The sequence below is a fragment of the Amycolatopsis sp. cmx-11-32 genome (assembly GCF_047608695.1).
Taxonomy (GTDB): domain Bacteria; phylum Actinomycetota; class Actinomycetes; order Mycobacteriales; family Pseudonocardiaceae; genus Amycolatopsis.
Genome location: NZ_JADNQN010000003.1, coordinates 83957 through 110094, shown reverse-complemented (window position 1 = coordinate 110094; position 26138 = coordinate 83957). Strand labels below are relative to the sequence as shown.

Sequence of the window (26138 nt, the reverse complement as noted above, 5' to 3'; positions counted from 1 at the left end):
TCAACCGGATCAGGCCTGGTCCGCGTGCCGGGCGAACCACGTTTCGAGCAACTCGGTGACCTGCTGAGGTTCTTCGCGGTGTGGCCAGTGCCGCGTTTCGAGCCAGTGCAGTTCGGACTCCTCGCACCGGGCGGCGCTGGGTTCGGCGAGATGCTTGCCGAGCGCGCCGTCACGGCGTCCCCAGATGATCTGGGTCGGAACGCGGACCGACAGGTCGGGCTTGGGACCCGTGGTGCGGAGGGACGGCAGCATTGACCGGAACATCGCGCGGTACCAGAACAGTGGCCGCTGGATCGCGCCTGGATGACGCCAGACGACGCGGTGCCGGTCCACGTCGGCGTCGCTCAGAACGGCTCCGTGCTTGAGCATCGAAGCGACGACCGCGCCACCACGGGCGCCGAGGATCGCCTCGGCGAGACCGGGGATCTGGAACGCCACCATGTACCAGCTCCGCAGGAGCTGAGAAGGCCGTCGGGTCAGTGCTTCGGCGAAGACCTCCGGATGCGGGCAGTTGACGATGGTCAGGGATCGGACCAGATCCGGCCGTTCGATCGCCACCATCCAGGCGACCGCCCCGCCCCAGTCGTGCCCGACCAGATGGACCGGCGCGACCTCCTGCCGTTCGATGAGCAGCACGATGTCCTTGACCAGTTCGGGCATCCGGTAGTCGGCGACCGTCGCGGGCTTGGACGACAGGCCGTAGCCACGCTGATCCGGCGCGAGCACCCGATAGCCCCGCCCGGCCAGCGCGGTCATTTGTGGCTCGAAAGTGAACCAGAGATCGGGCCAGCCGTGAAGGAACAGTGCGGCGGGCCCGTTTTCGGGACCATCGGTCTCGACGTGGAGCAAGACGTCGTCGACATCCACGAACCGCGGCTGGAACATGGGGGCTCCTCGTTCGGGGAAAGGTTCAGGCGGCTCCGAGCACGGCGGCGACGGTCGCGGAGAGGGTGCCGGGATCGCGATCCCGCAAGGGGCGCAGCACCCGCCGGGCGATCCGCGGCGCGCCGAGCGACGAGACCGGCCGATGAAGATTGAGCACGTCGTTGAACGCCGCCGCCACTTCGGGGTCCAGCGCCGCCGCTCGTTCCAGCCGGTCACGGTAGCCCGCGCCGACCCTGGCCGTCCAGGGTGATCGGACCCCTTCGGCGCGGCAGCCGTAGCGGAGGTCTTCCCCCACGGCGAGGCGCCAGGCCTCGGCAGAGGTCGCGGCCACGGCGCGCGCGACGCGGCGCTCGAACCCCGGCCGCGATGCGCCGCCCTCGGCGATGAGCATCCGGCCGAGGGCGGTCGCGGAGAGTGCTGCGACGCTCATGCCCTGGCCGTAGATCGGGTTCGCCGCGCTGGCGGCGTCGCCGAGCACGACCACGCCGGACGGCATCTCGCGGCTTCGGTCGTAGTGGTGCCGGGTGTTGTCGCGGACGCGGAAGGTACGGATCGGGCCGACCGGCGTCGACCGGCGGAGCGCCTCGGCCACCACCGGCGCGGTCAGCCGGTCGGCGAAGTCACGCAGTTCCGCTATCTCGGTGGGCACCGGCGCGTTCCGGCCGATCGAGCCGAACGAGATGTGCAGCCTGCCGTGTTCGACGCGAAGCACCACACCGCCGACCGACGAACCGGATACCCCTTGGCCACCGAGGATGATCAGCCACTCGGGATCGAAGGACGGATCGGGTTCGGTGACCACGCTGGCATACCGGACGTCGGAGTGGACGATCGAGACCGGCGGGGGCCGGTAACCGATCCGTTCGAGCCACTCCGGCAGTCGCGAGCCGCGGCCGGACGCGTCGACGACCAGATCGGCGCCGAGACCGCCATCGGCGGTCCGGACCCCGGTGACCCGGCTGCGGGTCCGGTCGGTCAGCAGTCCGGCGGCGAGTACCCCGTCTCGGATCACGACGTTCGGCAACGCCCGCACGCGAGCCCGGATCGTGTGCTCGAGCAGGATCCGGCTGGCACCGAAGCCACCACTCCACCAGGCGGGTATCCGGATGGTGGCCCCGCCGCGGACCAGGAAGATCGACCGGTCCCCCATCGCGGGATCGCCGGAGCCCGGCGTCAGCGCGCCTGCCGCGTCCAATTCGGCGGACAGGCCGGGGAACAGGCCGGCCAGTACCCGGCGACCGGACCCCAGCAGGCCGTGCGCGTGATGCGACTGGGGAACGAATCGCCGATGGGCCGGCCCGTCCGGAAGCTCGTCACGCTCGACCACGACCACCTCGTCGTAGTGCTCGGACAGGACTCGCGCGGCCACGAGACCGGCCGTCCCCGCACCGAGTACCACCGCTCGACCTTGTCCGGCATATGGCATCATTCATATATAACTTGTTGAGTATTCCCCGTCAACTGTCCTAGCCGAGTTCCGCCGAGGACGGGACGACGACGGCATAGAGGTCACCGATCGTGGCGAGAGCGGCGCGATGCTGTTCCGCGGCGGCCTGCGCGGTGAACGTGACACAACTGTGAGTCATGAATCCGGCAGCGTCGACCAGTTCTCCCAGCCGAGTGCCGACGAACGAGTTCGGTGCGGTCTTCACCACACCACACCGCCCCGGTGGTCAAGCCCAGTTCATCGAATTCCCGGTACCGGCCCCGAATGGGGACCCACTCACCGAGGTGCTGAACTGGTCTCGGTCCCATTTGGACAGACCGCAGAACATCGACCGGCTCGCCGCGCAGGCGTACATGAGCCGGAGCACCTTCACCCGCGCGTTCCGCCCGAACCGGGACCACCGTCCACAACTGGCTTGTCACACAACGTCTCGCCCGGACCCGGTACCTTCTCGAAACGACCACCCTTACCATCGTCTTCGCGGCGCAGACCGGTTTCGATACAGCCGCGCCCCTCCGCGAGCACCTCGCCACCACACCGACCCGCTACCGAGTGATGAGTTATAGCCAGGGGTCAGGATCGCGGTCCGTGAAGGCCCCCTTGAGGGACTCTGGGTCCCTCAAGGGGGCCTTCACGGACCTGGAACGCCGCCAGTCTCCGTGAGTGAGCAAAAGCGCGACAGGACGACTACTGGACGGGACCACAATGCTCGATGGCGTCGAGCAGAATGGAGCCGGCGAGCTCGACCACCTCGGCGGTCACGGTGAGCGGGGGCATCAGCCGGATCACGCTGTCGTCGCGACCGCCGAGTTCGACGATCAGTCCTCGCCGCAGCGCGTACGCCTGGACGGCGCGGGCATAGCCGACGGCCGGTCGGCCGTCGTGGGGGTCGGCCAGCTCGATCCCCCACATCAGGCCGAGGCCACGGACCTCGCGGACCCACGGGTGGTCGCGCACGGAGCGGAGCCGCTCTTCGAGCTGGTGCCCGCGGTGCCGGACATTGCCCAGCACGTCGTCGCGCCGGACGACGTGGACGGCCGCGGTGCCTGCCGCGAACGCGGCCTGGTTGCCGCGGAACGTCCCCGAGTGCGCGCCGGGCGCCCAGCTGTCCAGTCGCTGGTCGTAGAAGATGACCGCCACCGGCAGGCCCATGCCGCTCAACGCCTTCGAAGCGACGATCACGTCGGGCTCGATGTCGTACTGCTCGAACGCGAACCACGTTCCGGTACGGCCGCAGCCGGTCTGTACCTCGTCGACCACGAGCGGGATGTCCAGCTCCGCCGTGAGCGCGCGGACACGCCGGACGAAGTCGCGGTCGGCCGGGATGACCCCGCCCTCGCCCTGCACGATCTCCAGGATCACCGCGGCGGGCAGGGGAATCCCGCCATTGGGGTCGCGCAGGGACCGCTCCAGCAAGCCCACGCAGTTGGTCGCGCAGGTGTCCCGGGAGAGCCCCACGGGGCAACGGGCGCAGTAGGAGTACGGGAAGAAGTGCACACCGGGCACGCCGTTGGCGATCGGCCGTTTCTGGGCGACGAGACCGGTCAACGCCATCGCGGCATGGCTGGAACCATGGAATCCGCCCTGGAAGGACACCAGCTCGCCACGTCCGGTCGCGGTTTTGCAGAGTTTGATCGCGGCGTCCACCGCGTTGGCCCCGCCAGGGCCGCAGAAGTGCATCCGCATCCGCGAGCGCAGACCGGGCGGCAGCATGGACAACTGGGCGTCGATGAACTCGCGTTTGGCCGGCGTCGGGAAATCCAGGCCGTGGGTGAGCACGTAGAGCTGTTCCGTGGCCGCGTGCACCACCTCGGGATGGTTGTGGCCCAAGGAAAGCACACCCGCCCCGGCGAGGAAGTCGATGAAGACGTTCCCGTCCACGTCCCACAGGTAGCTGCCCTCCCCGCCGGCTATCGCGATCGGCAGGTTGCGCGGGTAGGCCCGCGCGTTGGATTCCCAGCGTCGCTGGTGTTCGAGGTACTCGGCCGAGCGAGGCCCTGGCAGATCGCCGTCGACCCGCGGCGCCAGCTCGGGTTTCGCCGTGGGGGTGTAGGTCATGGCAGGCTCCTTGCCGCGGTGATCTCTTCCGCCGTGTCGAGTTCGACCGCCGGATTGGCGTGCCAGCGGGTCCGCGCCGGGACCGCGGTGCCCTTCATCAGGAACGCGTCCGCTTCGGCGATCGCCCCCTCTTCCATCGTCACTCCGTAGTGGACGAACGCGCCGGTGCCGATCGTGCACGCGGCGCCGATGACGATGTGGTCGGATTTGAACGTGCCGTCCTCCAGCGAATGCGCCTGCAGGACGGTGTGCAGGTTGAGCACGCAATCGTCGCCGATGCTCACCAGGGACTTTTCCGGGATGGCGGCGCCGTCGTCGAAGACGCGGCGCCCGATGCGGACCCCGAGGCAGCGCCAGAGGAGGGTCTTGAACGGCGTCCCGTCGAACAGGTTGAGGTAGCGGCCGGGGCTGAGCTTCCAGAACCGTTCGTGCCGCCAGAAGACGGGATCGTAGATCGAACAGAACCGCGGCCGCAAAGCGCGGAAACCCTGCACGCAGAGTTCGGCCAGTACGAGGAACGACACCGAGAACAGCAGCGTGGCCACGATCCCACCGCCGACCGCGAGGGCACCGAACCGATCGTGCAGGGCACCGGCGGTCGTCCCGATCAGCATCACGCCGAGCAGCTGAAGCCAGTGCACCAGCAGGTAGACGAACATGGTGCCGGTGTTGTGCCGGTTCTTCGCCCTCAGGCCACGGCGCAACGCGTCTCCTTTGCCGAGGTGCTCGAACCCGGTGTCACGGCGGACGGTCCTGGGGATCTCGAACGCGGGAGACCCGAGCAGGCCGACGTTCTCCCGGACCGGGCCGTCCAGGGGAACCAGGACCTTGGTGGCCAGCAGGCAGTTCCGGCCCACGCGCGCGTCGGGCGGATAGCCGATCTCGTTGCCCAGGAACGCCTGCGGCGGGACGGAGGTCCGGCGCAGGCGGAACGACGAAGCGGAGAAGTCCGCGTTGAACAGCGAAAGGCCGTCCGAGACCATCGTCCCGGTGCCCACCGTGCTGAGGAACGGCGTCTCGTGCCTGAGTTCGACCCCGAAGTTGGATCCGGTCTGCTCGACCTTCGACAGGTCGTACCCCAGCAGGCGCAGGTAATGCACGATGTAGCTGCTGTCACCGAACAAATAGGTGAACGAGCGCAGGTTGGTCAGCCGCGCGATCACCCGCTGGATAGCGAAGTGCCTGCCGTAGAGCGGGTAGACCCTGTCCGGCTCGAGGAACCGGTTGAGCAGGCGCGGGATCGTGAGGACGACCGCCAGCCCGGCGAGCAACGCCCCGAAGTACAGCAGGGCGGAATTGGCGAGCTGGCCGCGGTAGAACGCCCAGCTCGTGAAGTCCACCGCCGTCGTGAACCAGCGATCGGCAAGCAAGTCCGCACCACCCAAGGTCACGGGAAGCGTCAGCAGCAGCAGGACCAATAGGCTGGACACGCAGAAGGCGAACGGCCTGAGCCTGCCGCGGGCGACAGTTCCCAGCGCCCGGTAGTCCACTGTGGAGGGGCGGGCGGGCGATCCGTGCCAGCGTTCGCCGTCGGGCACGGTCTGCCCGGCGTTCAGTGACGACGAGTGGCCGAGCTGTGCGTCGTCGCCGATCGTGGTGCCGATGTCGAGCACGGTCATCTCACCGACGAACGCGTTCTCGCCGAGGGTGACCCTGCCGGTCTGGATCCGGCCCGCCCTGGCGCGGTAACACGGGAAGAACGCGTCCTTCCGGACGACCGCCCCGGCACCGACGCTGAGCAGATCGGTGCAGACCGGCGGGTTCCTGGACAGGATCACGGCGCCCTTGCCGATGTCCGCGCCGAGTGCCCGCAAGTAGAAGGAATACAACGGCGTGCCGATGAACAGCATCAGCGGACTGAACCTGATCAACGTCTTGACCGTCCAGAAGCGCAGATAGCCGGGACTCCAGAGCGGGATCTCCCCCGGTTTCCACCGTCCGACGAGCACCCACTTCGCCAGGATCGGCACCGTGGAGAGGACGGCGAAGACGATGAGCCCGAGCCCGACCGCGCGCGCATAGCCGTCGACGAGTCCGGTCGCCGCGGTGATCCAGGCGAAACCCCTGTCCAGGAGCCAGCCGGAGCCGGCGGCATAGGCGAGGAACGCCAGGAGCTGAACCAGTCCACAGAGGACATAAGACACGGTACCGGCGCGGTATGGCTCCTCGGCCCGTGCCGCCGTGGACTGGACCGAGGAAGGAAGCGACTCGGCGAGACCGCGAACAGTGGGATTGAGGTACACGTCCCTCGCCGACAACGGCGCGAGATCGCCGCGTTCCCGGACCAGCGCGCAGAACTTGGCCAACAGCAGCGAGTCGGCCCCGTAGTCGGCGAAAACGTCTCCCGTCACCGAGATCCGCTCGACGCCGAGGACACGGCCCAACGCGTCCGCGAGGTGCTGTTCGGTCTCGGTGGCCGGTGCCACGTAGTCGGTGAGGCCTGCCGCAGCTCGCGGGCTGCTCGGTGCCGGGAGGTGTTTGCGGTCGGCTTTGCCCGCCGGTGTCAGGGGGATGTGGTCGAGCTGTTCGAGATAGGCGGGCACCATGTAGCCGGGAAGCAACTCCCCCAGCCGTCGCCGCAGTTCACCGGCGTCGACGCTCGCTCTGTCGCGGCGCAGGCTGTAGTAGGCGACCAGTTCGGTTCTACCGGCTTCCGGATGGTGGGTGTCGACCACCGCCTGCGCGATTCCGGGGATCCGCAGCAGGACCGATTCGATCTCCGTGAGTTCGACGCGGTAACCGCGGATCTTCACCTGCGTATCGGCGCGGCCGTGGTACTCGATCTCCCCTTCCGGGGTGATCCGGCCCAGGTCACCGGTGCGGTAGATGCGGTGGGACGGGTTGTGCCCGATGCCGACGAAATCCGGGATGAACGCGCGCTCGGTCAGGTCGGGACGGTTCAGGTAGCCACCGGCGAGCCCGACCCCGGCGATACCGATTTCCCCCAGTTCGCCCGCGGCCAGCGCCCGCGGCTCGTCGGGATCGAGGATGACGACCGAGTAGGTGGGCAGCGGGACGCCGATGGTCACCGGCTGGTCCGGTCGCAGCACCGCCCAGGTCGCGGTGACCGTCGCCTCGGTCGGGCCGTAGACGTTGAGGAACCGCCGGTCCGGCCGATACCAGCGACGGACGAGGTCTTCGGGGCAGGCCTCACCGGAGACCAGGAGGAACCGCAGACGCGGCAGGTCCTCGTCGAGGCTGGCCAGCAGGGTCGGGACGCAGCACAACGCGGTTACGCCGTTGTCCCGCAGGAATTCGTGCAGTTCGTGGCCCACGAGACTCGTGCCACCGGGTTTCGGCACGAGGGTCGCGCCGGACAGCAGCGGGACCCAGATCTCCTCGACCGAGAAGTCGAACGCGATCGTCATCCCCTGGTAGACCCGATCGGTGCCGTGGATGCCGTAGACGTCGGCGGCGACCCGGACGAAGTTGCAGATCGAGGCGTGGTCGATCGTCACGCCTTTGGGCTGCCCGGTCGAACCGGACGTGTAGACGACATAGCAGAGTTCGTCTGCCGGGACGCCCTTCTCGGCCGCGCTGAGCCGGTCACCCGGCAAGGCGGCGATCCGGTCTTCGTCCTCGTCGAGACAGAGCAGAGCGACACTGCCCGGCTCGAAGCGGTCACGCAGCCCCGAGATCGTCACCACCAGCCGGACACCGGCGTCCCGGACGATGTAGCCCAGCCGCTCGTCCGGAAAACCCGTGTCCAGCGGCACATACGCCGCGTTGATCTTGAGGACGGCCAGCATCGCGACATAGGGATGCACCGGTTCGTCGAACAGCAACCCGATCCGGTCACCGGGCCGCACCCCGTGCCCTCGCAAATGACGGGCGAGGCGATTGGCCTGCTCGTCCAACCCGGCGAACGTGAGTTTCGTGCCCGCCGCGTCCACCGCGAGGCGATCACCGAGACCTTCTGCGCGCAAGCGATCGCAGAGCCCCTCGTACAACTGTTCCAGCCGCTGACCGCTGCTCCACCGGATCCGCTGTTCGTACCCGTCGCACGTCAGGACCAGGCTGTCGGTGGTGAACAGGCCGGCAGGCTGTCCGTACGGGCTCATGTCCGGTCCTCCGCCAAGCCGAACGAGTCGTGCAGCGCCCGGACGGTGGTGTCGACAGCCTCGACGGGAATCACGACGGTGAGCCGCGACTGCGAGGTCGTCATCGCCGGCACCGTGACGCGGTGGTCGGCGAGGACCCGCAGCAACTCGGGCAGGCAGCCGGGCGGATCCAGCAGCGCCGTACCGACCACGGAGACCGAGCCGAGGTCCTCGAGAACCGTGGAACGGGCGCCCAGCTTCATCGCGAGCTCGGCGATCGGTTCATTGAGCGGCTCCGAACCCCGCACGGTGAACCGCAGTTCGCCGGGATCGGGCCAGCTCAGGTTGTCCGGCTTCACCCCGCACCGGGCGAGAATCGTGAGTACGCGGGCGTAATGGTCCGCGTCGGAGGCCGAAACCTCGACCCTTACCAGCCGCACGTCGCGATCATGTGCGATGCCGATGACACGAGTGGCGTCCTCCAGGGACGATTCCGCCGCCGTGACGACGGTGGAAGGTCCAGGACTCGAAGAATGCTTCACGCGCACCGCCACCCCATGACGGCGGGCGAGCTCCACGGATCTGGGGTGCAGCACGCGGGCACCGAGACCGGCGAGCTCGACCATGGCGTCGTAGGAAATCGTCCTGACCGGCCGGGTGTCCGGCACTATCCGGGGGTCGGCGGTGCGGACACCGTGGACGTCGGTGCAGATCTCGCACTCGGAACCGCCGAGCGCGGCCGCGAGCGCCACCGCAGTGGTGTCGGAACCGCCTCTGCCCAGCGTCAGCAGCTCGCCGTTCGCGTCCCGTCCCTGGAACCCGGCGACCACGACGACCTGTTCGTCGCGCAGCCGCGCGATGATCCTCGCGGGGTCGACCCGCGCGATCGTTCCCGCTCCCGGTTCGCCGCTCACCTCGATCCCCGCCTGGTCACCGGTCAGTGACACGGCCTTGACGCCACGCTCGGCCAGTGCCAAGGCGAGCACCGCCGCGGAGACCTGTTCGCCCGTCGCCATCAACTGGTCGAGCTCTCGAGGAACCGGTGGCTCGCCGAATTCTCCGGCCAGCGCGATCAGCCGGTCGGTGGTATCGCCCATGGCCGACACGACCAGGATCACCCGGTTCCCCGCTTCGACGAGCGTGGCCACGTCGGCAGCCACCTCGCTCACCATTCGCGGCGTGGCCAGCGACGAGCCCCCATATTTTCGTATGACCAGTTTCTCGCTTCGCGTCGACCGAGAGGGTGGAACCAAACCGACATCGAGACCTTGGGTACGATTCACCATTTTCCTTAATAGATCGCCGACCTGGCCGGGTATGCGAAGCGACCACACTGCCACAGAAGTGCTTGCCTGCCAGAGCCTTCCCAAGCGTTGGACTCAGTCGCCGCGCGGCGGCGTCACAGCATTGAAAAGTAGTGCGAGAAACTTTTGGCGGGTACCTCCATCCGTACGAAAGACCGGAAGGCAGATCCCTCGGGGTCATAACCCGGCGGCATCACACAATGACATGCGCTTGAACAGCCCAGTTCGATGGAATTAGGTCATATGAATGACGAATTCCGATCCGCTTCGAAATTCGGGTGAACGGCCGAACGTCAATGCGAAATGGATTTCCATGCAGTGCCGAAATGTACGAGATCCTCTAGCGGGCCGAAATCCGTCAAAACGGCGATAGTTCGCTCGATGGCCGAAACCTCTCGTGCTCCGAGGTGCTCCGGGCCTGGTCCGACCGCCTTGCACTTGGACGTATACGTCTATGATTGAGCCGGTGCCCTTGGACGCTTCACAGAACAGCCTGGTGCTGCCGCTGCTCGGACTCCTCGTAGAGCAGCCCTCGCACGCTTACGAACTGACCTCGCGCCTGCGTGAGCGATACGGGCACCTGCCGGTCACCCGCAGCACCGTCACGTCCCTGCTGAAGGCGCTGACGCGGACCGGGATGGTCGCCTCCCGCGTCCCGGAGCGGGTGGGCAACCGGCCGCCGCGCACGGCCTTCGAATTGACCGAAGCAGGTATGGCGGATTTCCGCGGGAAGATCGAGGCGGGACTGCGTAAGAGCCAGGTCGCCTCCGTGGATTTCACCTTGGCCGTCGCCTACGCCGGGGCACTTCCCGCCGATCACGCGTTGTCCATTCTGGACGCTCGCGCTGACCGGCTCGACCAAGAACTCGTCACCCTGCAAGAAGAACCCGACGGCGTGGCCGAGGTGCACATGCTCGAGGTCGCTACTGGCGCACCATCATCGCCACCGAAACCGGTTGGATCAGGAAGCTGACTTCGCGGATCCGATCACACGACATCGACTGGTCGGGAACGCGACCCGACGGGCACAGGAGGACCGAAGGGTGAAGTTCGGCATCTACCCAGGCGGGCGCGCGGGTACCGTCTGCTCACACCCGCCCGACCTCTCCGCGATCCGGGACCTCGCCGAAGACCTCGCGGGCTACCAACCCTTCGTAATCCGGGAATACGTGCACTTCTTCGGCGACACGACACCACCGTCGCACCGACGGCGGCTCGACCGAATTACTCGATCGCGCCGCCGCCGACTTCCGCCAGGTCGTTGCCGAGCAGCCACGAACTCACGCCGGAGCCGGTCGCCTCGGGCGGCCACATTGGCTACAGCGTCGCGAACCCGTGGCGGGGCCAAGGGCACGGAACGCGGATCCTGACGGCTCGGGCCGCGCCGGGTCATCCTGGCCAACGGCGGCTTCCCGGATGGTCGAGTCAACGACGAGGACCGATTCTGGATAGCGAGATCCCCAGCGGGCGAGCACCCATAACCCGCCTGCGGATTTTGAACGAGGCGCGCGTGTCGGCCAGGGATCGGAGTTCTCGGCGACGTCTGTCCCGGCCGGTGCGCCCTACTTCGGTGGCTGGAAGCCGCCGATCTTCTGTTCGAGGAGTTCAGCCAGCCGCAGCGGGGTGCGGTCCTCGAACATCGGGCCGATGAGCTGCACTCCGACCGGCAGGCCTTCGGGGGACCGGCCCGCGGGTATGGCGGTGGCAGGCAGGCCGGGCATGGTGGCCAGACCTGCCCAGACGAGCTGGTCGAAGTACGGGTATTCGACGCCGTCGATGTCGATACGCCGTTCCAGCGGATTGGGATTGTGGTCATGCGGGAACGCGGGTGTCGGCGTGATCGGGCACACCACGGCGTCGAACTCGGTGAACAGCTGGCGCCAGCCGTGGCGGTGGAGTTCGCGGCGGTTGTTCGCCTCGATCCAGTCATGGTGGCTGAACACCATGGCGCGCAGCCGCACGGCGTCGAGACTCTGATCGTCCGAGTTCAGTCCGGCGGCGCGGATCCGCAGCTGCGCGTGCGATTCGATGGGGAAACGTGCGACGGAGCCCGAGATCAGCAACTGCGTGTAGAGCGTCGCGGCTTCGGCCAGGTCGGGCAGCAGCGGACTGTGCCGTTCGACGTGGGCGCCGCCGTCGGCGAGCGCGGCGGCCACCCGGTTCACGCCCGCCCGCACGGCGGACCCGGTCGGGAGGAGCGGATGCTCGTCGAGGACCAAGACCCGGAAATCGCGGAGCCGCTCGTGGCGCGCGGGTGGCAGCGTCACGTCGTAGGCGACGCCGAGCGTCAGCGGGTCCGGCCCGGCCATGACGTCGAGCAGGAGCGTGAGGTCGTGGGCGGTGCGTGCCATCGGACCGACGACGGCGAGGTCGAGTTCGACCGGCAACGCCGGCTCGGGTGGCGCGACCATGCCGCGGTTCGCCACCAGCCCGAGTGTCGGCTTGTGCGCGTATACGCCGCAGAAATGCGCGGGGGTGCGCAGTGAACCGGCGATGTCGGAGCCGATGGACAGCGCGCCGAACCCGGACGCCAGTGCCGCCGCCGACCCGCCGGAGGATCCACCCGCCGTGCGGCCGTGCTCCCACGGGTTGTTGGTGGTGCCGTAGATGTCGTTGAAGCTTTGGATATCCTGCAGCCCCAACGGCACATTGGTCTTACCGAGCACCACCGCGCCCGCGGCTTTGAGCCGCGACACCTGTACCGCGTCCTCGGCGGGCATGAAGTTCCGGTGCGGCGGCATGCCCCAGGTCGTCGGCAGTCCGGCGATGTTGTAACACTCTTTGACTGTCACCGGAATGCCGAGCAGCGGCCGGTCCTCACCACGCGCGCGTGCCTGATCGGCGCGGCGCGCGGCGGCCCGCGCTCGGTCGAAGTCCGGCACACAGATCGCGTTGATCGCCTTGTCGTCACGCTCGATACCGGAAATCACTTCGTCGGTCAGTTCCGTCGAGGTCACATCACCGGCACGCAACGCGGCAACGAGTTTCTCGGCCGTCTGAAAGTTCCACTCCATGAATTCGAAGCTATCGGCCCGCCCCCGAAGACACAAAATTACGGTTGGCGCAACGAGGAAACCGAACGGGTCACCATCACCCACGGATTCCACCACTGAAGATGACAAACCGCAGGTCACAGTGCCGAAGGCGACCCAACCTCACCCGTGCAGGCCATGAAACGCCGCATCCCGCAACAGGATCGATGTCTCAATTTTGCCCCGCTGACCATTGCACTTTCCGGCCGCCATGCGTCGACGGGCAATCATTGTCATTTCTTATCAACGACCACTCTTGCCGCTTACCGATCATTCTCGTGAACGCACGGATATACCAATGGGCGGACCAGTGCCGGTACGATCAGGGCGAGATAGTCGAAGATGGTCTGTTCGCGGATATCCTGATCTCATGGGCTCGCCAGAGATGTTCAGCCCGCGAGGGCCTGCGTGATTTGGCGGGTGGTCTGTGCGGCAACACGCGGGTTGATGGCGGCGTAGGAAATGTAAGCGTTCAAACCGGTGGCCAGGGCCCAGCCGCGACCACGGGTCCAGGTGGCATCGTCCACATCGAGCGCGGCGCGGAAGGTGGCTCGCGTGTCAGGCGACATGAGGGTGAAGGCAATGATCAGGTCGCGGGCCGGGTCGCCCGTTCCAAGCTCACCGAAGTCGATGACCGCGCTGAGGCGACCCTTGGTCATCAACAGGTTGCCGGTGTGGAAGTCGCCGTGGAACCAGACCGGTGGACGATCCCAACCGGGGGCAGCGAGCGCGGCGTCCCATAACTCGCCCATCACCGCGGTGTCGAACGAGTCTTCAACTTTCGTGATGGCGGATCGCGTCGCCTTGTCCCGTGTGGCCAGCGGCTGACCGGTGAGGTCCTCGGTCGTTTCGGAGTCCAACCGGTGAAGTGCGGTCAGGAACTCGGCCAGCGCGCCGGCGGCGTCGTGCGAGCCGGACAGGGCATCGACGGTCGCCACCTCACCGTCCAGCCAGCGCGACACCGCCCATGGCCACGGATAGCCGAAGTCCGGTTCTCCCACCTCCACCGGTTCGGGGACGGCCAGGGGCAGGTGCGGGGCGAGGCGAGGCAGCCACTTTGCTTCTTTTCTCGCCTGCGTGATCGCGCCGGCGTGGCGAGGGAGCCGAACGGACAGTTCCTCGCCCAGCCGGTAGATCACATGGTCCGAGCCTGCCGGGGCGAACTGAAGCAGCGGCAACTCGGCCCACTGAGGGAACTGTGTATCGACCAGACACCTCGCCAGTGCGGCGTCGATCGCAGGGGTTGTCTCGACGGTCAAGAACAGCTCCTGCAAGTAGGCCGTAGCAGTGCTTCCACGAGAATGCCCCTATCAGTTGTCGGTAGGGTGTCATGGCCTCGGAGTGTGTTCAACCAGGTTTGCCCGGGGACGCATCGCGGACCAAAGCGCCGCTCAGCGCCAAGCCGAGCGGTCGGGCCTCTCCGAGCAGCGTGTCCCCTGGTACTGACCTACAGCTCTGGCCTCGATGCCCGGACGGTTCGACGGGTGGCAGGTGGAAACGAGTTGTTCCAGCCATCGGGTCGTCTCGGCGTGGCCCGGTGCGGACCGCGATGACTCGGAATTGAGCCAGCACTGAGTCAGCAGCGGGAGAACTCACGGGCGAAACCGTCGAGGTTGGAAAGCAGGCCCCGCCGATAACGAACACAAGAAAGTCATCGTCGCGGCTGCTCATGATCCGAGCATGGCTCGACACTGAAGTCCGCTCACGCCGGTGAGCGATCGTCGGCCGACACCATTCCGCTTCGACCCGACGGATGAAGGTGTCGGCGTTCGAGGCACTGGCCTTCGGCGAGCCGTGCGGTGACCTTTGTCGCCGCCCATGCTGCGCTGGACGGCGGTCCGCCGACGGATGAATAGCAGGACCACGCTTTCGCTCCGCAGCGCCGCCTCGCGGTCAGCTACCGACCTCGTAGTCGGGTCGCTCGTTGAACGGCAACTTGTGGAGTCCCTCTTTCTCGATGCGCTTGCTCTGATTCGACTCTCCGGCGGCTGTGGACCGTCCGCTGTACCGGTAGAGGCCATCGCCCGCGTTGGCGATGAAGACGGTGCAGTCGTAACCGTCATCGACGAGCGGGTAGCCGTCGACATCACTGTTCCAGGATGTCAGCTTGCCGACGTACGCGTGGGGGTACTTGCGCCTATAGGCGTTGAGGTAGGTGTCTAGTTGGACGTAGGCCTTGCCAGGCGCATAATATTGATCGCCGTCGGATTTGATCTCACCAACATAAATCCACATTTCGCCGAGGCCGTCGTCTTCTCGCTCATCCTTGACCGCGACGAGATCCGCCCGAAGCATTCCACCGAGGGGGTTGTCCACCTCGGCCTCGATGACGAGTTCGTAGTTGTCCGCCAGGTGGCTTTCGAGAAACGCGCCCTGGACCAGCCGGGTAGATCGTTTCCGATATCGGTGGCGATCTTGCTATCGTTACGCACGCCGGAAACCGTTGCCACTTTGTTCCCTTCCGCCTGTGGAACCACCTTTAGAGCTGCGCCCCTGAAAATGATCAGGATTGATTCTGGCAGCGCGGATGTGTCCCGGCATACGCCCAAAGGAGCGAAGATTGATCGTTCCCACGTTCGCCGATGCCTTGGTGGCCGCAGGGTGCCATTTCCCCACACCGATCAGGTCATGCTCTCGGCCGGCTCACGCCACTGTTGCCAAGTGTCGAGCCGCTGCTGGTGGACGTTCTCGGCGATCGGGTGCGGGTCGACCAGTCCGAGAATGATCTCCGCGGTGTCCGATGGCCTGCCTGATCGGGGCCGCCAGGCCCACACCATCGCCGGAGCCGAGGATCAGGTGATCATCGGTTACCAGCCGGAGCCCGGCAGCGCTTCGGTCGACGCTCTGACCAGGCTGTTTTGGTCAGAGGGTGTACTGGCGAGACGACGGTGTCACCATCATGATCGGCGACACCGTCGCCCGCCAGTCCACTTTCAAGAGATCAGTACGGTGTCAAGGACCGACATTCTTCGCCGATCAGACCGGGATATCGCCTGGTGTCCCCCACTGGGTGGTGAACAGGCCGAGGCCGTACCAGTTCCCGTTCGCCGGACGCCAGACCACGAAGTCGGCCCGCGGGTCGCCACCGAAATTCCCTGCCAGGGGAACATCGCCCGCGGTACCCCACTGCTGGGTCGCGATGCCGAGTACGTACCAGTAGCCGGTGTTCGGCCGCCACACGGCGAAGTCGGCACGACCGTCCGCGTTGAAGTCACCGGCCACCGGAACGTCACCGGCAGTGCCCCATTGCTGGGTAGCGATGTCCCGCACGTACCAGTAGCCGGTGTTCGGTCGCCAGACGGTGAAGTCGGCACGACCGTCCGCGTTGAAATCGCCGGACACGGGAACGTCACCGGCAGTGCCCCACTGCACGGTGGCGATACCGAACACATACCAATAGCCGTTACTCGGTCGCCAAACGGTGAAGTCCGAGCGGCCGTCGCCGTTGAAGTCGCCGGTCAACGGGACGTCTCCGGGGGTACCCCACTGCCGGGTCACCACGGTGCCGGTGCTGCTCTGGATGATGTACCAAACACCGTTGCTCGGCCGCCACACGGCGAAATCGGCCCGGCGGTCGCCGTCGTAGTCCGCGGCCACCGGTACGTCACCTGAGACACCCCACTGCTGAGTCGCCACGCTGCCGTTGCTGCTGCGGATCACGTACCAGCCGCCATTACCGGGACGCCACACCGCCTTGTCGGCGAACCCGTCCCCGTCGAAGTCAGCGGCGGGCTTTTGCGAGGCGGGCGAACCGAGGATGCCGACGTCGGCGGCGTCCGCGCTCGCGACCGATGGCACGACGAGCAGACCCGCGAACAGACCCGCTATCGCCATCCCCGTCCGAATGGTTCTTCGCATTTTCCGGAACCCTTTCCACTCTATGGATGTACGCTTCCCAGTTCGCTCCCATTGACCGAAGATACGCACCGGAATGCCTACAGGCTGGCGCGGAAACGTGCCCCTGTCAGCAAAGGTTCCGTCCAGTGGACCACGTGAGGGGGATTTCGATGGAGACCGGAAAAAGACCCAGAAGCGTCCTCGGCGGCGCTTTCACCCTATTGGATGCCTTGGTACGACATAAAGGTGAAGCTGGATTGACCCAGCTGGCCAATTCCTGCTCGATGCCGAAATCCACCGCACACCGATTGCTCGAGCAATTGACCGCACTGGAGGTTGTCCAGCGCAGCGAAAACCGCTACCGCGTCGGCGCGCAGGCATTCCGGCTCGGCCAATCGTGGCAGCCCTATCCACGATTGCTGGAGCTCGCCCGCGGTCAGCTCCGGTGGCTGTTCGCGGCCACCCGAGCCAGCTCGGTGTTCGCCGTCCCGTGTGACGGCGACATCCTGATCGCCGCCAGCCTCACCCTGCCGGAGCACGACCTCCTCCTGCGGCCAGGGACGACCGTGCCGCAGCACACCGGCCACTTTTCGCCAGGCTGGCAAGCCAAACACGGTCTCGTTGTCGCCGAAGCACCCGTCAGGCTGCCGACCGGCGAGACACTTGGTTCGATCGCGGCCGCGATCGCCGTGCGGCAGCCTGCCCGAGCGGTGTCCGACGCTGTCGCCCGCACCGCCCGCACCCTCAGCGCGGCACTGGTGCACTGACACAAACTTCGATTGCCGCGATGAAACAGGAGAAGGTAGCTGCGGCGAAGAATGGCTGCCCGAAAGGCAGCGACTCCGGCGTCGCGAAAATACGGTTCTCAGTCGGCGCCACGGCGGAAGGCCGCACGATAGGCCCTTGGCCGTCGTCCTGTGTGCTTGGCGAAGAGCGCGGCGAAGGTCCCGGGGTCCCGGTAACCGACCGTGGAACAGATTCCGGCGACAGTGCGGTCCGTCGTTTCGAGGAGGTGACGGGCACGCCGGACGCGCGCGGAATGCAGGTATTCGAGCGGGCTCTGCTCGGCCTCCTCCGCGAAGCGCCTCAGCAATGTCCGCGTGCTGACATTGAAAGTGCGGGCCAAAGCGGCCAGATCGTATCGGGCGGCAAGGTTCTGATCGAGCCATCGCATGACCCGGCGGGAGAATTCGTTGCCAGGCCGCGGAAGGAGTCGCGCGTCGACGTAGGGAGTCTGGGACGACCGCGCGTCGTCGACCAGTGCCACCCGCGCCGTCGTCCGTGCCACGTCAGCACCGCTGTGTTCGCGAATCAGTTCGAGCGCGAAGTCGTACATGGCGCCGAAGGCCGCTGTCGTGGTCACTCCCTTGTCAGTGACGACGAGGTGCTCGGGCTGGACATCGGCCTCAGGGCAGCGTTGAGCGAGTTCGTCCGCGAAGAGCCATGACGTGGTGGCGCGGCGATGGTTGAGAAGTCCTGCCTCGGCGAGCAGAAACGCCCCGACACAGATCGAGACGACGGCTTTGCCCGCGGCGGCGTGCGAGCGGATCGCCGCGACTTCACCGGAGAGACCCGTGACTTTCGCGTCGATGTCAAGGCCCGGCACGAGCTCGAAACCCGGCACGAGGAGAACGTCGACTTCACGCAGCGGAAAGACGGTCAACGTCATACCGCCCGATGCGACGACTCGGCGGCGAGGCGAGACGACGGACACCTCGTATCCGGCGCGGTCCGGGCCCGCCACGTGCGCGGCCATCGTGAGGAGATCGGGGACGCCGAACACTTCGGATGCGAAGCAGCCTGGATAGGCCAGGACGCCGACTCTCAGCATGTGGCGAGATTACCCCTGAAGATGGCGATCTGGCCTATCACCGCCGATGGGCGCGTTGGTCCAGGCTGTCGGTGTGCAAGGACATCTCGACGACGCGATCACCGACTTCTCCCGCCGCACTCTGGAGGTGGACGGCGTGACGAAGACGGTCTACGTCGCGGGTTCCGGACCTGCCGTGGTGCTGATGCCCGAGATGCCCGGCATCAGCCCCGACGTACTTCGGTTCGCGCGATGGGTGCGGGGCGCGGGATTCACCGTCTTCGTTCCCTCGCTCTTCGGGACCGACGGCGCCTATCCCACCGCCGAGGCCGGCCAGCAGGTGGCCCGCCGCGCGTGCGTAAGTGCCGAGTTCCGGGCGTTCGCCGGCGGCGGCACCAGCCCCGTCTCGACGTGGCTGCGCGGGCTCGCACGGCTCGCCCACGCCGAATGCGGCGGTCCCGGGGTCGGCACGATCGGCCTGTGCTTCACCGGCAACTTCGCCCTCACCATGGCACTCGAGCCCGCCGTCATCGCGCCCGTGGTCAACCACCCGTCCCTGCCGCTGGACGACCCGGGCGGGCTGGAACTCGGCGACGAAGACGCGCTCGCGATCCGGGACCGCGTCCTGCGCGATGGCCTGACGGTTCTCGCCTACCGCTTTGAGGGCGACCGCTGGTGCACCGGCCAACGTTTCGCCGCTTACCAAGCCCTCCTCGGTGCCGCCTTCGACGGCCGTGTCCTGCCGAGCAGTGCCGCGAACACCGACCCGCCCCCGTTCTTCCGGGACGTGGTCGGCACCCCGCACAGCGTCGTCACCGCTCACTTCGTCGACGCCGAGGGGCATCCGACGGTGCGAGCCAGGGACGAGATCCTCGCCTACCTCAGCGACCGCCTGCGTCCTGTGCCGTGATGGAGGCGATCTCCCACAACCCCAGCGACTTGTCCGCGTAGGCGCCGTTCTCTTCCGTGCAGCCTTCAACCAGCACCGCCAGCGGCTCCGGGAACCCGAACGGTTCCCGGCACAGGTTCAGCGGCCGCCAGTCGCCCGTCGCGATGTCGATGTTGGTGCCCAGTTCGGTGAACGTCGTGGTGAGCAGGTACCGGGAGCCGCTCCGCCGAAGGTTGCGCAGCGCCCGCTCGATGTCGGCGAAGCTCAAGTGGACAAGGCAATCCCGGCACAGCACCAAATCGGCCTTCGGCAGCGGATCGCCGGTCAGATCGAGTACCCGGAACTCCCGCATCGGATCGTCCCGGAAGCGCTCGGCGTTCATTTCGACCAGCTCGGTGACGATGTCGGCCCCGATGTACCGCTTCAGATCGAGATCGACCGCACTGAGCCAGCCGAAGTCCCCGCACGGCAGGTCGAGCAGGGTGCGCACGCCGAAACGGTCGAGAACGTCCGGCAGCTGATCGCGCAGCTGCTGTGTCTGCACCGACTCGGACCCGGGCCCGGAAACCGACGAGGAACTCCACAACCGGGATCGGAAGATGTAGGTGAACCGATCCTGGTTCTCCATGCGTTCGAGCTCGTCGGCGACTCGTCGGAAGTTGCGCTGCGCGGTGGTGATCGGCCGTTCGTCCACGCTCCCATCGTAGGGCGACCCGACCGAGGTGCGCGACTGAGTCCACTGTGGACGGTGTGAACTCCGCCGTGCACTGGATCTCGACCCCGACGCGCGCGATCACCTGTTCCGGCTGGCCGGGGCGACACCGGACAGCACACCCGCCCCGTCGCCCCGGGCCGTGAGCCCCGAACTGCGGCAACTCATGGACGGCTACCCGCACACTCCCGCTTTCGTGCTGAACCGCGTCTTGGACGTATTGGCCACCAATGCCCTCGCCGACGCGCTGCTCTCGCCCTTCCGGGTCGCGGGCAACCTCGCCCGATGACGTTCCTCGACCCCGCTGGACGGCAGTTCTACGCACGGTGGGACTGGACCGCGCAGGCCACCGTGGCGAACCTGCGGATGGCCGCGGGCTTCGACCCGCACGACGCCGGCCTGCGAAGCCTGGTGGCGGAACTCAGCGAAAGCAGTGCGCACGTCCGCGACCTGTGGGAGACCCACCACGTGCGCGGCAAGACCCGCGAGCCCAAACACCTCGTGCACCCCGACGTCGGCCCGCTGGTCCTCACCTATCAGGCATTCGACGTGCGCAGCGCCCCGGCCAGCAACTGTTCATCTACCACGCCGAACCCGCCACTCCCACCGCTCACGCCCTCGCACTGTTGAGCAGTCTTCGTGCCCGCGAAAACATGTTCGGAGTGTGACCACCCGAACAGAGCAGTCACTCGCTGTTCGTGAGCCGAGCGGGGCGATAACGGGGGACGAACTGCCCGATCGAGTGAACTCAACGTGAGCGGGGATGCTCGAAGCTCGCCGATTTTGGCCGAAGTTGGCGGTAATCCGCACTTGCGATCAGCATCTTTCATACTCGCGAAGGCTCCGCACACGGTGTCCTCGATGAAGCTTCCGACCTGCGGAGATCAGTGCTTCGACGCACATCGTGGTGGCCTGGCACGATCCCGGAAACGCAAGCCGGTGGACTGTCGAGCCCGCCTGACGGTGCTCGTCCGTTCGGCGCCTCTGACTACTTTGGGTAGTCTTCGGTGTCACCCAGACCGTTGAGCGACGCGTGCATACCGTTCAGCGCGACACACGCAGTACTACTGAACGGTCACATTCTGCTTTCGCCAAGATGTTCTCAGCCGGACCGAGTGAAGAGCCGGTAACGCACGCGTGGCCCCCTGCTGTCACAGGAGGCCACGCGGATGTCCATTCGCCCGCTCGCTAGAACAAGGACAGGACAGTCGTGACCCTACAGCCTGATAATGCGAAGACACCAGACAACGGCCCGCCCCAACGGGTCAAAGTCGTCATCGAGCACATCGAAGAGCCGCCTCGCCGGGTCGCCACTTCCGCGGAAATGATCCGCGCGGCGCGGCCTCTGCTGAGGACCCCGGGCCGCCATCGCAAAGTGCAGACCCGCGACAGCTGGCTCTGCCTGGCGATGGCGGTTCTCGTCGGCTGGGCCCCGACCTTGCGGATGTGCCTGCTGCTGACGATCGGCGGCGGGATCATCGTCGGCGTCGTGAAGATCAGCACTCCGGAGTTCGGTGCGTCGGCCGGGACCTGCCTCGGTCTCCTGACCCTCTTCGGCGCCTGGATCGTCAAAGCCCGTCAAGGAAAACAGCGGCGGGAGCCGAGCCTGTAACCCGGACTTCGCCTCGCGCCGGCCGAGTCGCTGGCGCGGGGCAACCGATTTCGGCCGACCGAGGTCCGCAGGTCCGTGAAGGTCCCCTTGCACCTACTGTCCTACGTCGAAAGTTCGTGCGTCCAGCGGGAACCTGGATCAATCCCCGCACTCACGTGCTCAGAGCCGTATTTCGCGTGTTTGGAGACCGCACACGCGAGATCCGCCTCCAAGCACGCGAGTTACGTCTCTGATGTACTTCACGCGCGCGGGGACGCCAGTACAGATTTCAAGGGACGAAAAGGCTCTTTGTCGAAAACTCTTCACACTCACCAGGCGCTCTCCGGTTAACTGATCGCGAAGTCCCTGACATGTGAGGAGATCTCGTGCGGAGAGCTGGAAGACTGGGGGCCCTGGCCGTTTCGGTGCTGGCGGCGACCGCAGCACTGGGCAGCCCGGCGTTGGCCGAAACCGTGCGGTCGTTCCACACCGCGCTCGACCCCGCTTCGGTGCGGGAGTCGGTGCACTACCTGGTCCGGACCTACCAGGTGAACGAGCAGGAGGCGTTGCGCCGTCTGGAATTGCAGACCGACGGCATCAAGCTGGACGAGCTGCTGCGACGCGATCGCAGCGCCGAGTACGGCGGCATGTGGCTCGACCAGGTCAAGGGCCAGCTGGTTGTGGCCATGACCAAACCCGCGGCGGCGGAGCCGTATCTGAAGGCGATGCCCGTCCAGGCCGATGTCCGCACGCAACAGGTCCAACACTCGTTGCAGCAGCTCACGGCGGCGAAGGAACGCGTCGCGGCCAAGGTCGGCGCTGGGCCGGGAGCGGTCTACCTGCCGTCGGTGAGTGAGTCCGAAAACCGCGTCGTGCTGTGGGAACGTGACTGGGTGGCGCGGGAGAAGGTCTCCATGCGCGCCACCGGCGACGTCGTGACCGTCGAAGTGAACACCGCCCGCCAGGCCGCGGCGGCGGAACCGGGAATGGTCGTCTCCCGCGTCCTGAAGAACCCGAACGCGCTGTCCACGCCGAACGTGGATCTCGGTTTCTGTCATCCGCTCTACTGCACCAACTATGGTCCGATGCGCGGCGGCCTCCGGCTGGACATGAAGCGGGACGACGGCACCTGGGGCGGCTGCACCAGTGCCTTCAACCTGCGGTCCACCGGCGGCGGTTTCCCCGGCAAGGGCTGGGTCCTGACCGCTGGCCACTGCATGCGGACCAAGACCAACAACACGCCGACCCAGCACAACGGCAACGCGGTCGTGCAGCAGCACGGCATCGAGAAGAGTTCGTACCCGTACGACTACGCGGCCTTGCCGTATGTCGACGACGCTGCGGCCACGAAATGGCTCGAGGGCCAGGCCGGTCGCAACCGGGTGCTGAAGTACTGCCGCAACGGTGGCATGGACAGCAATGCCGACACCCCGTGCGGTACACAGGCCACCTCGGTGGACGAGTACATCACCGGCACCCGCAAGCTCGCCGATATCAAGGCGGGCTATGTCGTCTGCGCCAGCGGGACCGCGTCGAGCGCGGTGAACTACCCCGATTCCGTCGACAGTGGCGCGGGCGCCGGCTACCTCGTCGGGACCCGCTGTGGTCGTGTCTTGTCGACGGACGTCGGCATCAACACCGATCTGTGCGCTCGTCCGGGCGACAGCGGCGGACCGCTGTTCAGCCAGGCCGATCACGCCGCGCTGGGCATCCTGATCGGCAACCAGCAGTCCCGGTCGGGTCCCTGCCAGGCCGGTGAGCTGAACAACTACGCGCCGATCGAGACGATCACCACCGATCTCAGCGAGCGGATCGCCGGCAAGGGTTCGAAGTTCGCGGTCATCACGACTCCGAACGGCTGATCTCGAAGTACATGAAGGCCCCCTTCACTGCGTCCGGCGCCCCGGCAAAGTCGAGGTCTTGCAAGTCAGGCGGCTATTGATCAACAGAGGTTGAGGGACATGCCCCCCTCGGGTACACGCCGAGCGGGGAGGATTTCGGACGTTGAACGTCCCGAATCCTCCCCGCTCGGCCCCTTGCGGGCAGTAGCGATGCCAAGCCCGGATTACCACCAGCAGCTCTGCGACTTCGCCGAGCCCCTGACCCTCAAGGTAGGGAAGGAGGCCTTTACCGACTTACGCGAGCCCCCGAAGGCTTCGCGCGCACTGATGTTCAGGACATCGCCCGGTCAGGCACTCAGCAAAGGGCCCTCGTACCGCAACGCGTCGTCCTCGCCGTACACCCGGACCGTCAGCTCCGGTCGATCCCACGGCGCGAAAACCTCGTCGACCGTCTGAGGCGTCGGCCCCAGGTCGACATCGACGGCGAAGGTGTGGGCCACGATGTCGGCCGGGACGACGACACCGTCCGCGTCGGCCACCTCCAACCGGCGTACCCCGGCGTCGACCGCTCCGAGCACTCCAGGCCGCGAACTCCACACCGCGAACCCTCGCTCGGTGGTGTCGTTCCCATATCCACCGCTCATGATGTTGAACAGCGGACGCTCTCCCTCCCGGAAGACGCACTCCGCCTCGGCACCCGAATCGTTGTAGGCCAGCAGCCGCCCGCTCGCGGCGCTCGTCCCGAGCCGGGCCCCGGCGTGCCAGCCCGCGTGCGAGACGGCCTCCGTCGAACCCGCTGCCTCCGCCGCCCGGTAGAGCTCGGTGAAGGCCGTCAACTCCGCTGTCCACTGCGTGGTTTCTTCATCCCTTGGTGGAGCCACTACGCGTGTACTCTCCTCTCCGCACTGTCCACAATGGTCACTGCCGAGGTTGCCATACGCCGATGTCGATCGCATCGGGGTTTTCCCGGAGATCACTACTGGCCGCTGCACCGTTCCGTGCAACCCACGTCCGGCGACCACGGAACGTGGGTACTCGGATCCCAGGAGTACGGCAGGTTGCGCCGAGTAGAGCAATCTCGCGGGTTTCCCGTCATGGGGTTTCCCATCGCCCGTCGGAGTGTCACCGGGGCAAACCCGGTGACACTCCGACGTAAAGGGGTCAGGCTGATGACCGCGCAGAGCACGATCACGGACGAGATCGGCGAAATCGGTGTCTGGCTGATGGGCGAGTTCGGCGGCCGCGTGCCCGCGACCGTGATCAGCCGGGTGCTCAACGCGAGCAGGCGCGACCTCGAAGGTCGCATCGACCCCGAGGAACTGGGCGAAATGTTCCACACCCTCTGCCGGTTCCGGCTTCAGCGGATCACGGTCAAGATCCCTGACACTCGCGTTCCGTGAGCGGCACGGTGACGGTCTTGAGCCAGACGTATTGAGCGAGGCCGACGCCGCTGGCCTTGAATCCGCCGAAGGGGCCAGCGAATGACGACCAGCACCTGACCAACTGCGCCTCATATGGAGCGGCGATGTCACGCACGGTGTGCGAGGGTGGCCTTATGGCCGCTTCGCGCAGACGATTCCCCGTGTCCTGGACCACCGTGACACCGGTCCTCGCCATCGTCGTCCTGGCCCTGAGCTGGGGCCGTGATCTCGGCCCGGTGCCGGTGGCCATCGTCGCGCTCGCCCTCGGCGCGACCGTGCTGGCCGCGGTGCATCACGCCGAAGTGGTCGCGCATCGTGTCGGAGAACCCTTCGGCTCACTGGTGCTGGCGATCGCGGTCACCATCATCGAGGTCGCGCTGATCGTCACGATGATGTCCTCCGGCGGCCCCGAGGCAGGGACGCTGGCCCGCGACACGGTGTTCGCCGCCGTGATGATCACCATGAACGGCATCGCCGGCATCTCGCTGATGGTCGGTGCCCGTCGCTACGGCGAGACGCACTTCAACCCGGAAGGCAGCGGCGGCGCCCTCGCCACCGTGGCGACCCTCGCCACCGTCAGTCTCGTGCTGCCGACGTTCACCACCAGCACCCCCGGCCCGGCCTTCAACGGCACGCAACTCGCGTTCGCCGCGATCGCTTCCCTGCTGCTCTACGGCCTCTTCGTGCTCACCCAGACCGTGCGCCACCGCGACTTCTTCCTGCCGGTCGACACCGACGGCTCGGTCAAGGAGGAAGAACACGCCGAACCACCGACCAACAAAGACGCGCTGACCAGCCTGGGGCTTCTCCTCGTCGCGCTGGTCGCCGTGGTCGGCCTTGCCAAGGTGGAGTCACCCGCGATCGAAGCGGGGGTCAGCGCGGCAGGCTTCCCGCAGTCGTTCGTCGGTGTCGTGATCGCCCTGCTGGTCCTGCTGCCCGAAACCCTGGCCGCGACGCGGGCCGCCCGGCGCGACCGGATGCAGACCAGCCTCAACCTCGCCTACGGTTCGGCGATCGCGAGCATCGGACTCACCATCCCGACCATCGCGCTGGCGTCGATCTGGCTGGACGGGCCGCTGCTGCTGGGCCTTGGCGCGACCCACATCGTGCTACTCGCGTTGACGATCGCGGTCAGCGTGCTCACCGTGGTCCCCGGCCGGGCGACCCGGCTGCAGGGCGGCGTGCACCTGGTGCTGCTGGCCTCCTTCCTGGTGCTCGCCGTCAACCCGTGACCCGAGTCCTCTTCGGACGGTGTTCTGTCGGTGGTCACG

21 protein-coding genes and 1 pseudogene are annotated in these 26138 nt (G+C 66.8%); 8 read left to right on the top strand and 14 right to left on the bottom strand.

All coding sequences use genetic code 11. From position 1 onward, the window contains the following. Positions 1-9: 9 nt before the first annotated feature. The 6 genes from ACM6LR_RS09265 to ACM6LR_RS09240 form a co-directional block, all read right to left on the bottom strand. Entirely contained in the window at positions 10-885 is an 876-nt protein-coding gene (locus ACM6LR_RS09265; RefSeq protein WP_414943580.1) for an alpha/beta fold hydrolase, read from the bottom strand. Between the two features lie 25 nt (positions 886-910). Continuing rightward, a complete protein-coding gene (locus ACM6LR_RS09260) occupies positions 911-2284 on the bottom strand; it encodes an NAD(P)/FAD-dependent oxidoreductase (RefSeq protein ID WP_414943579.1) in 1374 nt (457 codons plus the stop codon). A gap of 67 nt (positions 2285-2351) precedes the next feature. Continuing rightward, positions 2352-2537 (bottom strand): hypothetical protein, encoded by a 186-nt coding sequence (locus ACM6LR_RS09255; RefSeq protein WP_414943578.1) that lies wholly within the window; start codon positions 2535-2537, stop codon positions 2352-2354. Positions 2538-3019: 482 nt separating this feature from the next. Continuing rightward, positions 3020-4390, bottom strand: a complete 1371-nt coding sequence (locus ACM6LR_RS09250) for a diaminobutyrate--2-oxoglutarate transaminase family protein (RefSeq protein ID WP_414939108.1) — start codon at positions 4388-4390, stop codon at positions 3020-3022. Continuing rightward, on the bottom strand, positions 4387-8451 hold the full coding sequence (locus ACM6LR_RS09245; protein ID WP_414943577.1) for a Pls/PosA family non-ribosomal peptide synthetase: 4065 nt from the start codon (positions 8449-8451) through the stop codon (positions 4387-4389). Before ACM6LR_RS09245 ends, ACM6LR_RS09250 begins: the two co-directional genes overlap by 4 nt. Continuing rightward, positions 8448-9716, bottom strand: coding sequence for an aspartate kinase (locus ACM6LR_RS09240; protein WP_414939110.1), 1269 nt, complete (start codon positions 9714-9716; stop codon positions 8448-8450). The genes ACM6LR_RS09245 and ACM6LR_RS09240 overlap by 4 nt, the downstream gene beginning before the upstream one ends. 484 nt (positions 9717-10200) lie before the next feature. Here ACM6LR_RS09240 and ACM6LR_RS09235 point away from each other — a divergent pair, with 484 nt between their 5' ends. Beyond that, positions 10201-10707 carry a PadR family transcriptional regulator gene (locus ACM6LR_RS09235; RefSeq protein ID WP_414943576.1) on the top strand — a complete coding sequence of 169 codons (507 nt, stop codon included), beginning with the start codon at positions 10201-10203 and terminating at the stop codon, positions 10705-10707. A gap of 589 nt (positions 10708-11296) precedes the next feature. Here the strand turns inward: ACM6LR_RS09235 and ACM6LR_RS09230 are convergent. The 5 genes from ACM6LR_RS09230 to ACM6LR_RS09210 form a co-directional block, all read right to left on the bottom strand. Further along, entirely contained in the window at positions 11297-12748 is a 1452-nt protein-coding gene (locus ACM6LR_RS09230) for an amidase (RefSeq protein WP_414943575.1), read from the bottom strand. 407 nt (positions 12749-13155) lie between these two features. Next, positions 13156-14025, bottom strand: a complete 870-nt coding sequence (locus tag ACM6LR_RS09225; protein WP_414939113.1) for an aminoglycoside phosphotransferase family protein — start codon at positions 14023-14025, stop codon at positions 13156-13158. A gap of 634 nt (positions 14026-14659) precedes the next feature. Next, positions 14660-15082, bottom strand: a complete 423-nt coding sequence (locus ACM6LR_RS09220; protein ID WP_414939114.1) for a hypothetical protein — start codon at positions 15080-15082, stop codon at positions 14660-14662. A 305-nt stretch (positions 15083-15387) separates the two neighbouring features. Continuing rightward, positions 15388-15543, bottom strand: a complete 156-nt coding sequence (locus ACM6LR_RS09215) for a hypothetical protein (protein ID WP_414939115.1) — start codon at positions 15541-15543, stop codon at positions 15388-15390. A 199-nt stretch (positions 15544-15742) separates the two neighbouring features. Then, complete coding sequence (locus ACM6LR_RS09210) at positions 15743-16624, bottom strand: FG-GAP repeat domain-containing protein (RefSeq protein WP_414939116.1); 882 nt, start codon at positions 16622-16624, stop codon at positions 15743-15745. Between ACM6LR_RS09210 and ACM6LR_RS09205 the strand changes: the two genes are divergently transcribed. Further along, entirely contained in the window at positions 16558-17370 is an 813-nt protein-coding gene (locus ACM6LR_RS09205; RefSeq protein ID WP_414943574.1) for a helix-turn-helix domain-containing protein, read from the top strand. The genes ACM6LR_RS09210 and ACM6LR_RS09205 overlap by 67 nt on opposite strands. A 98-nt stretch (positions 17371-17468) precedes the next feature. On the opposite strand, the gene ACM6LR_RS09200 is transcribed toward ACM6LR_RS09205, so the two are convergent. Next, complete coding sequence (locus tag ACM6LR_RS09200) at positions 17469-18434, bottom strand: GlxA family transcriptional regulator (RefSeq protein WP_414939118.1); 966 nt, start codon at positions 18432-18434, stop codon at positions 17469-17471. A gap of 46 nt (positions 18435-18480) precedes the next feature. On the opposite strand from ACM6LR_RS09200, the gene ACM6LR_RS09195 reads away from it, so the two are divergent. Further along, on the top strand, positions 18481-19323 hold the full coding sequence (locus ACM6LR_RS09195; RefSeq protein ID WP_414939119.1) for a dienelactone hydrolase family protein: 843 nt from the start codon (positions 18481-18483) through the stop codon (positions 19321-19323). On the opposite strand, the gene ACM6LR_RS09190 is transcribed toward ACM6LR_RS09195, so the two are convergent. Further along, on the bottom strand, positions 19295-19996 hold the full coding sequence (locus tag ACM6LR_RS09190) for a class I SAM-dependent methyltransferase (protein ID WP_414939120.1): 702 nt from the start codon (positions 19994-19996) through the stop codon (positions 19295-19297). The two genes, ACM6LR_RS09195 and ACM6LR_RS09190, sit on opposite strands and share 29 nt — an antisense overlap. Before the next feature lie 61 nt (positions 19997-20057). Between ACM6LR_RS09190 and ACM6LR_RS09185 the strand changes: the two are divergent. The 3 genes and pseudogenes from ACM6LR_RS09185 to ACM6LR_RS09175 all read left to right on the top strand — a co-directional run. Further along, positions 20058-20682: pseudogene (locus tag ACM6LR_RS09185) on the top strand (transcriptional regulator); the annotation flags it as partial. Between the two features lie 542 nt (positions 20683-21224). Then, complete coding sequence (locus tag ACM6LR_RS09180) at positions 21225-21626, top strand: hypothetical protein (protein WP_414943573.1); 402 nt, start codon at positions 21225-21227, stop codon at positions 21624-21626. Between the two features lie 365 nt (positions 21627-21991). Next, on the top strand, positions 21992-23467 hold the full coding sequence (locus ACM6LR_RS09175; protein ID WP_414943572.1) for a trypsin-like serine protease: 1476 nt from the start codon (positions 21992-21994) through the stop codon (positions 23465-23467). 326 nt (positions 23468-23793) lie between these two features. Here ACM6LR_RS09175 and ACM6LR_RS09170 read toward each other — a convergent pair whose 3' ends face one another. After that, on the bottom strand, positions 23794-24282 hold the full coding sequence (locus ACM6LR_RS09170) for a hypothetical protein (RefSeq protein WP_414939123.1): 489 nt from the start codon (positions 24280-24282) through the stop codon (positions 23794-23796). A 333-nt stretch (positions 24283-24615) separates the two neighbouring features. Between ACM6LR_RS09170 and ACM6LR_RS09165 the strand changes: the two genes are divergently transcribed. Both ACM6LR_RS09165 and ACM6LR_RS09160 read left to right on the top strand, forming a co-directional pair. After that, complete coding sequence (locus ACM6LR_RS09165) at positions 24616-24846, top strand: hypothetical protein (protein WP_414939124.1); 231 nt, start codon at positions 24616-24618, stop codon at positions 24844-24846. 155 nt (positions 24847-25001) lie between these two features. Then, on the top strand, positions 25002-26099 hold the full coding sequence (locus ACM6LR_RS09160; protein ID WP_414943797.1) for a calcium:proton antiporter: 1098 nt from the start codon (positions 25002-25004) through the stop codon (positions 26097-26099). Positions 26100-26138: the final 39 nt, after the last annotated feature.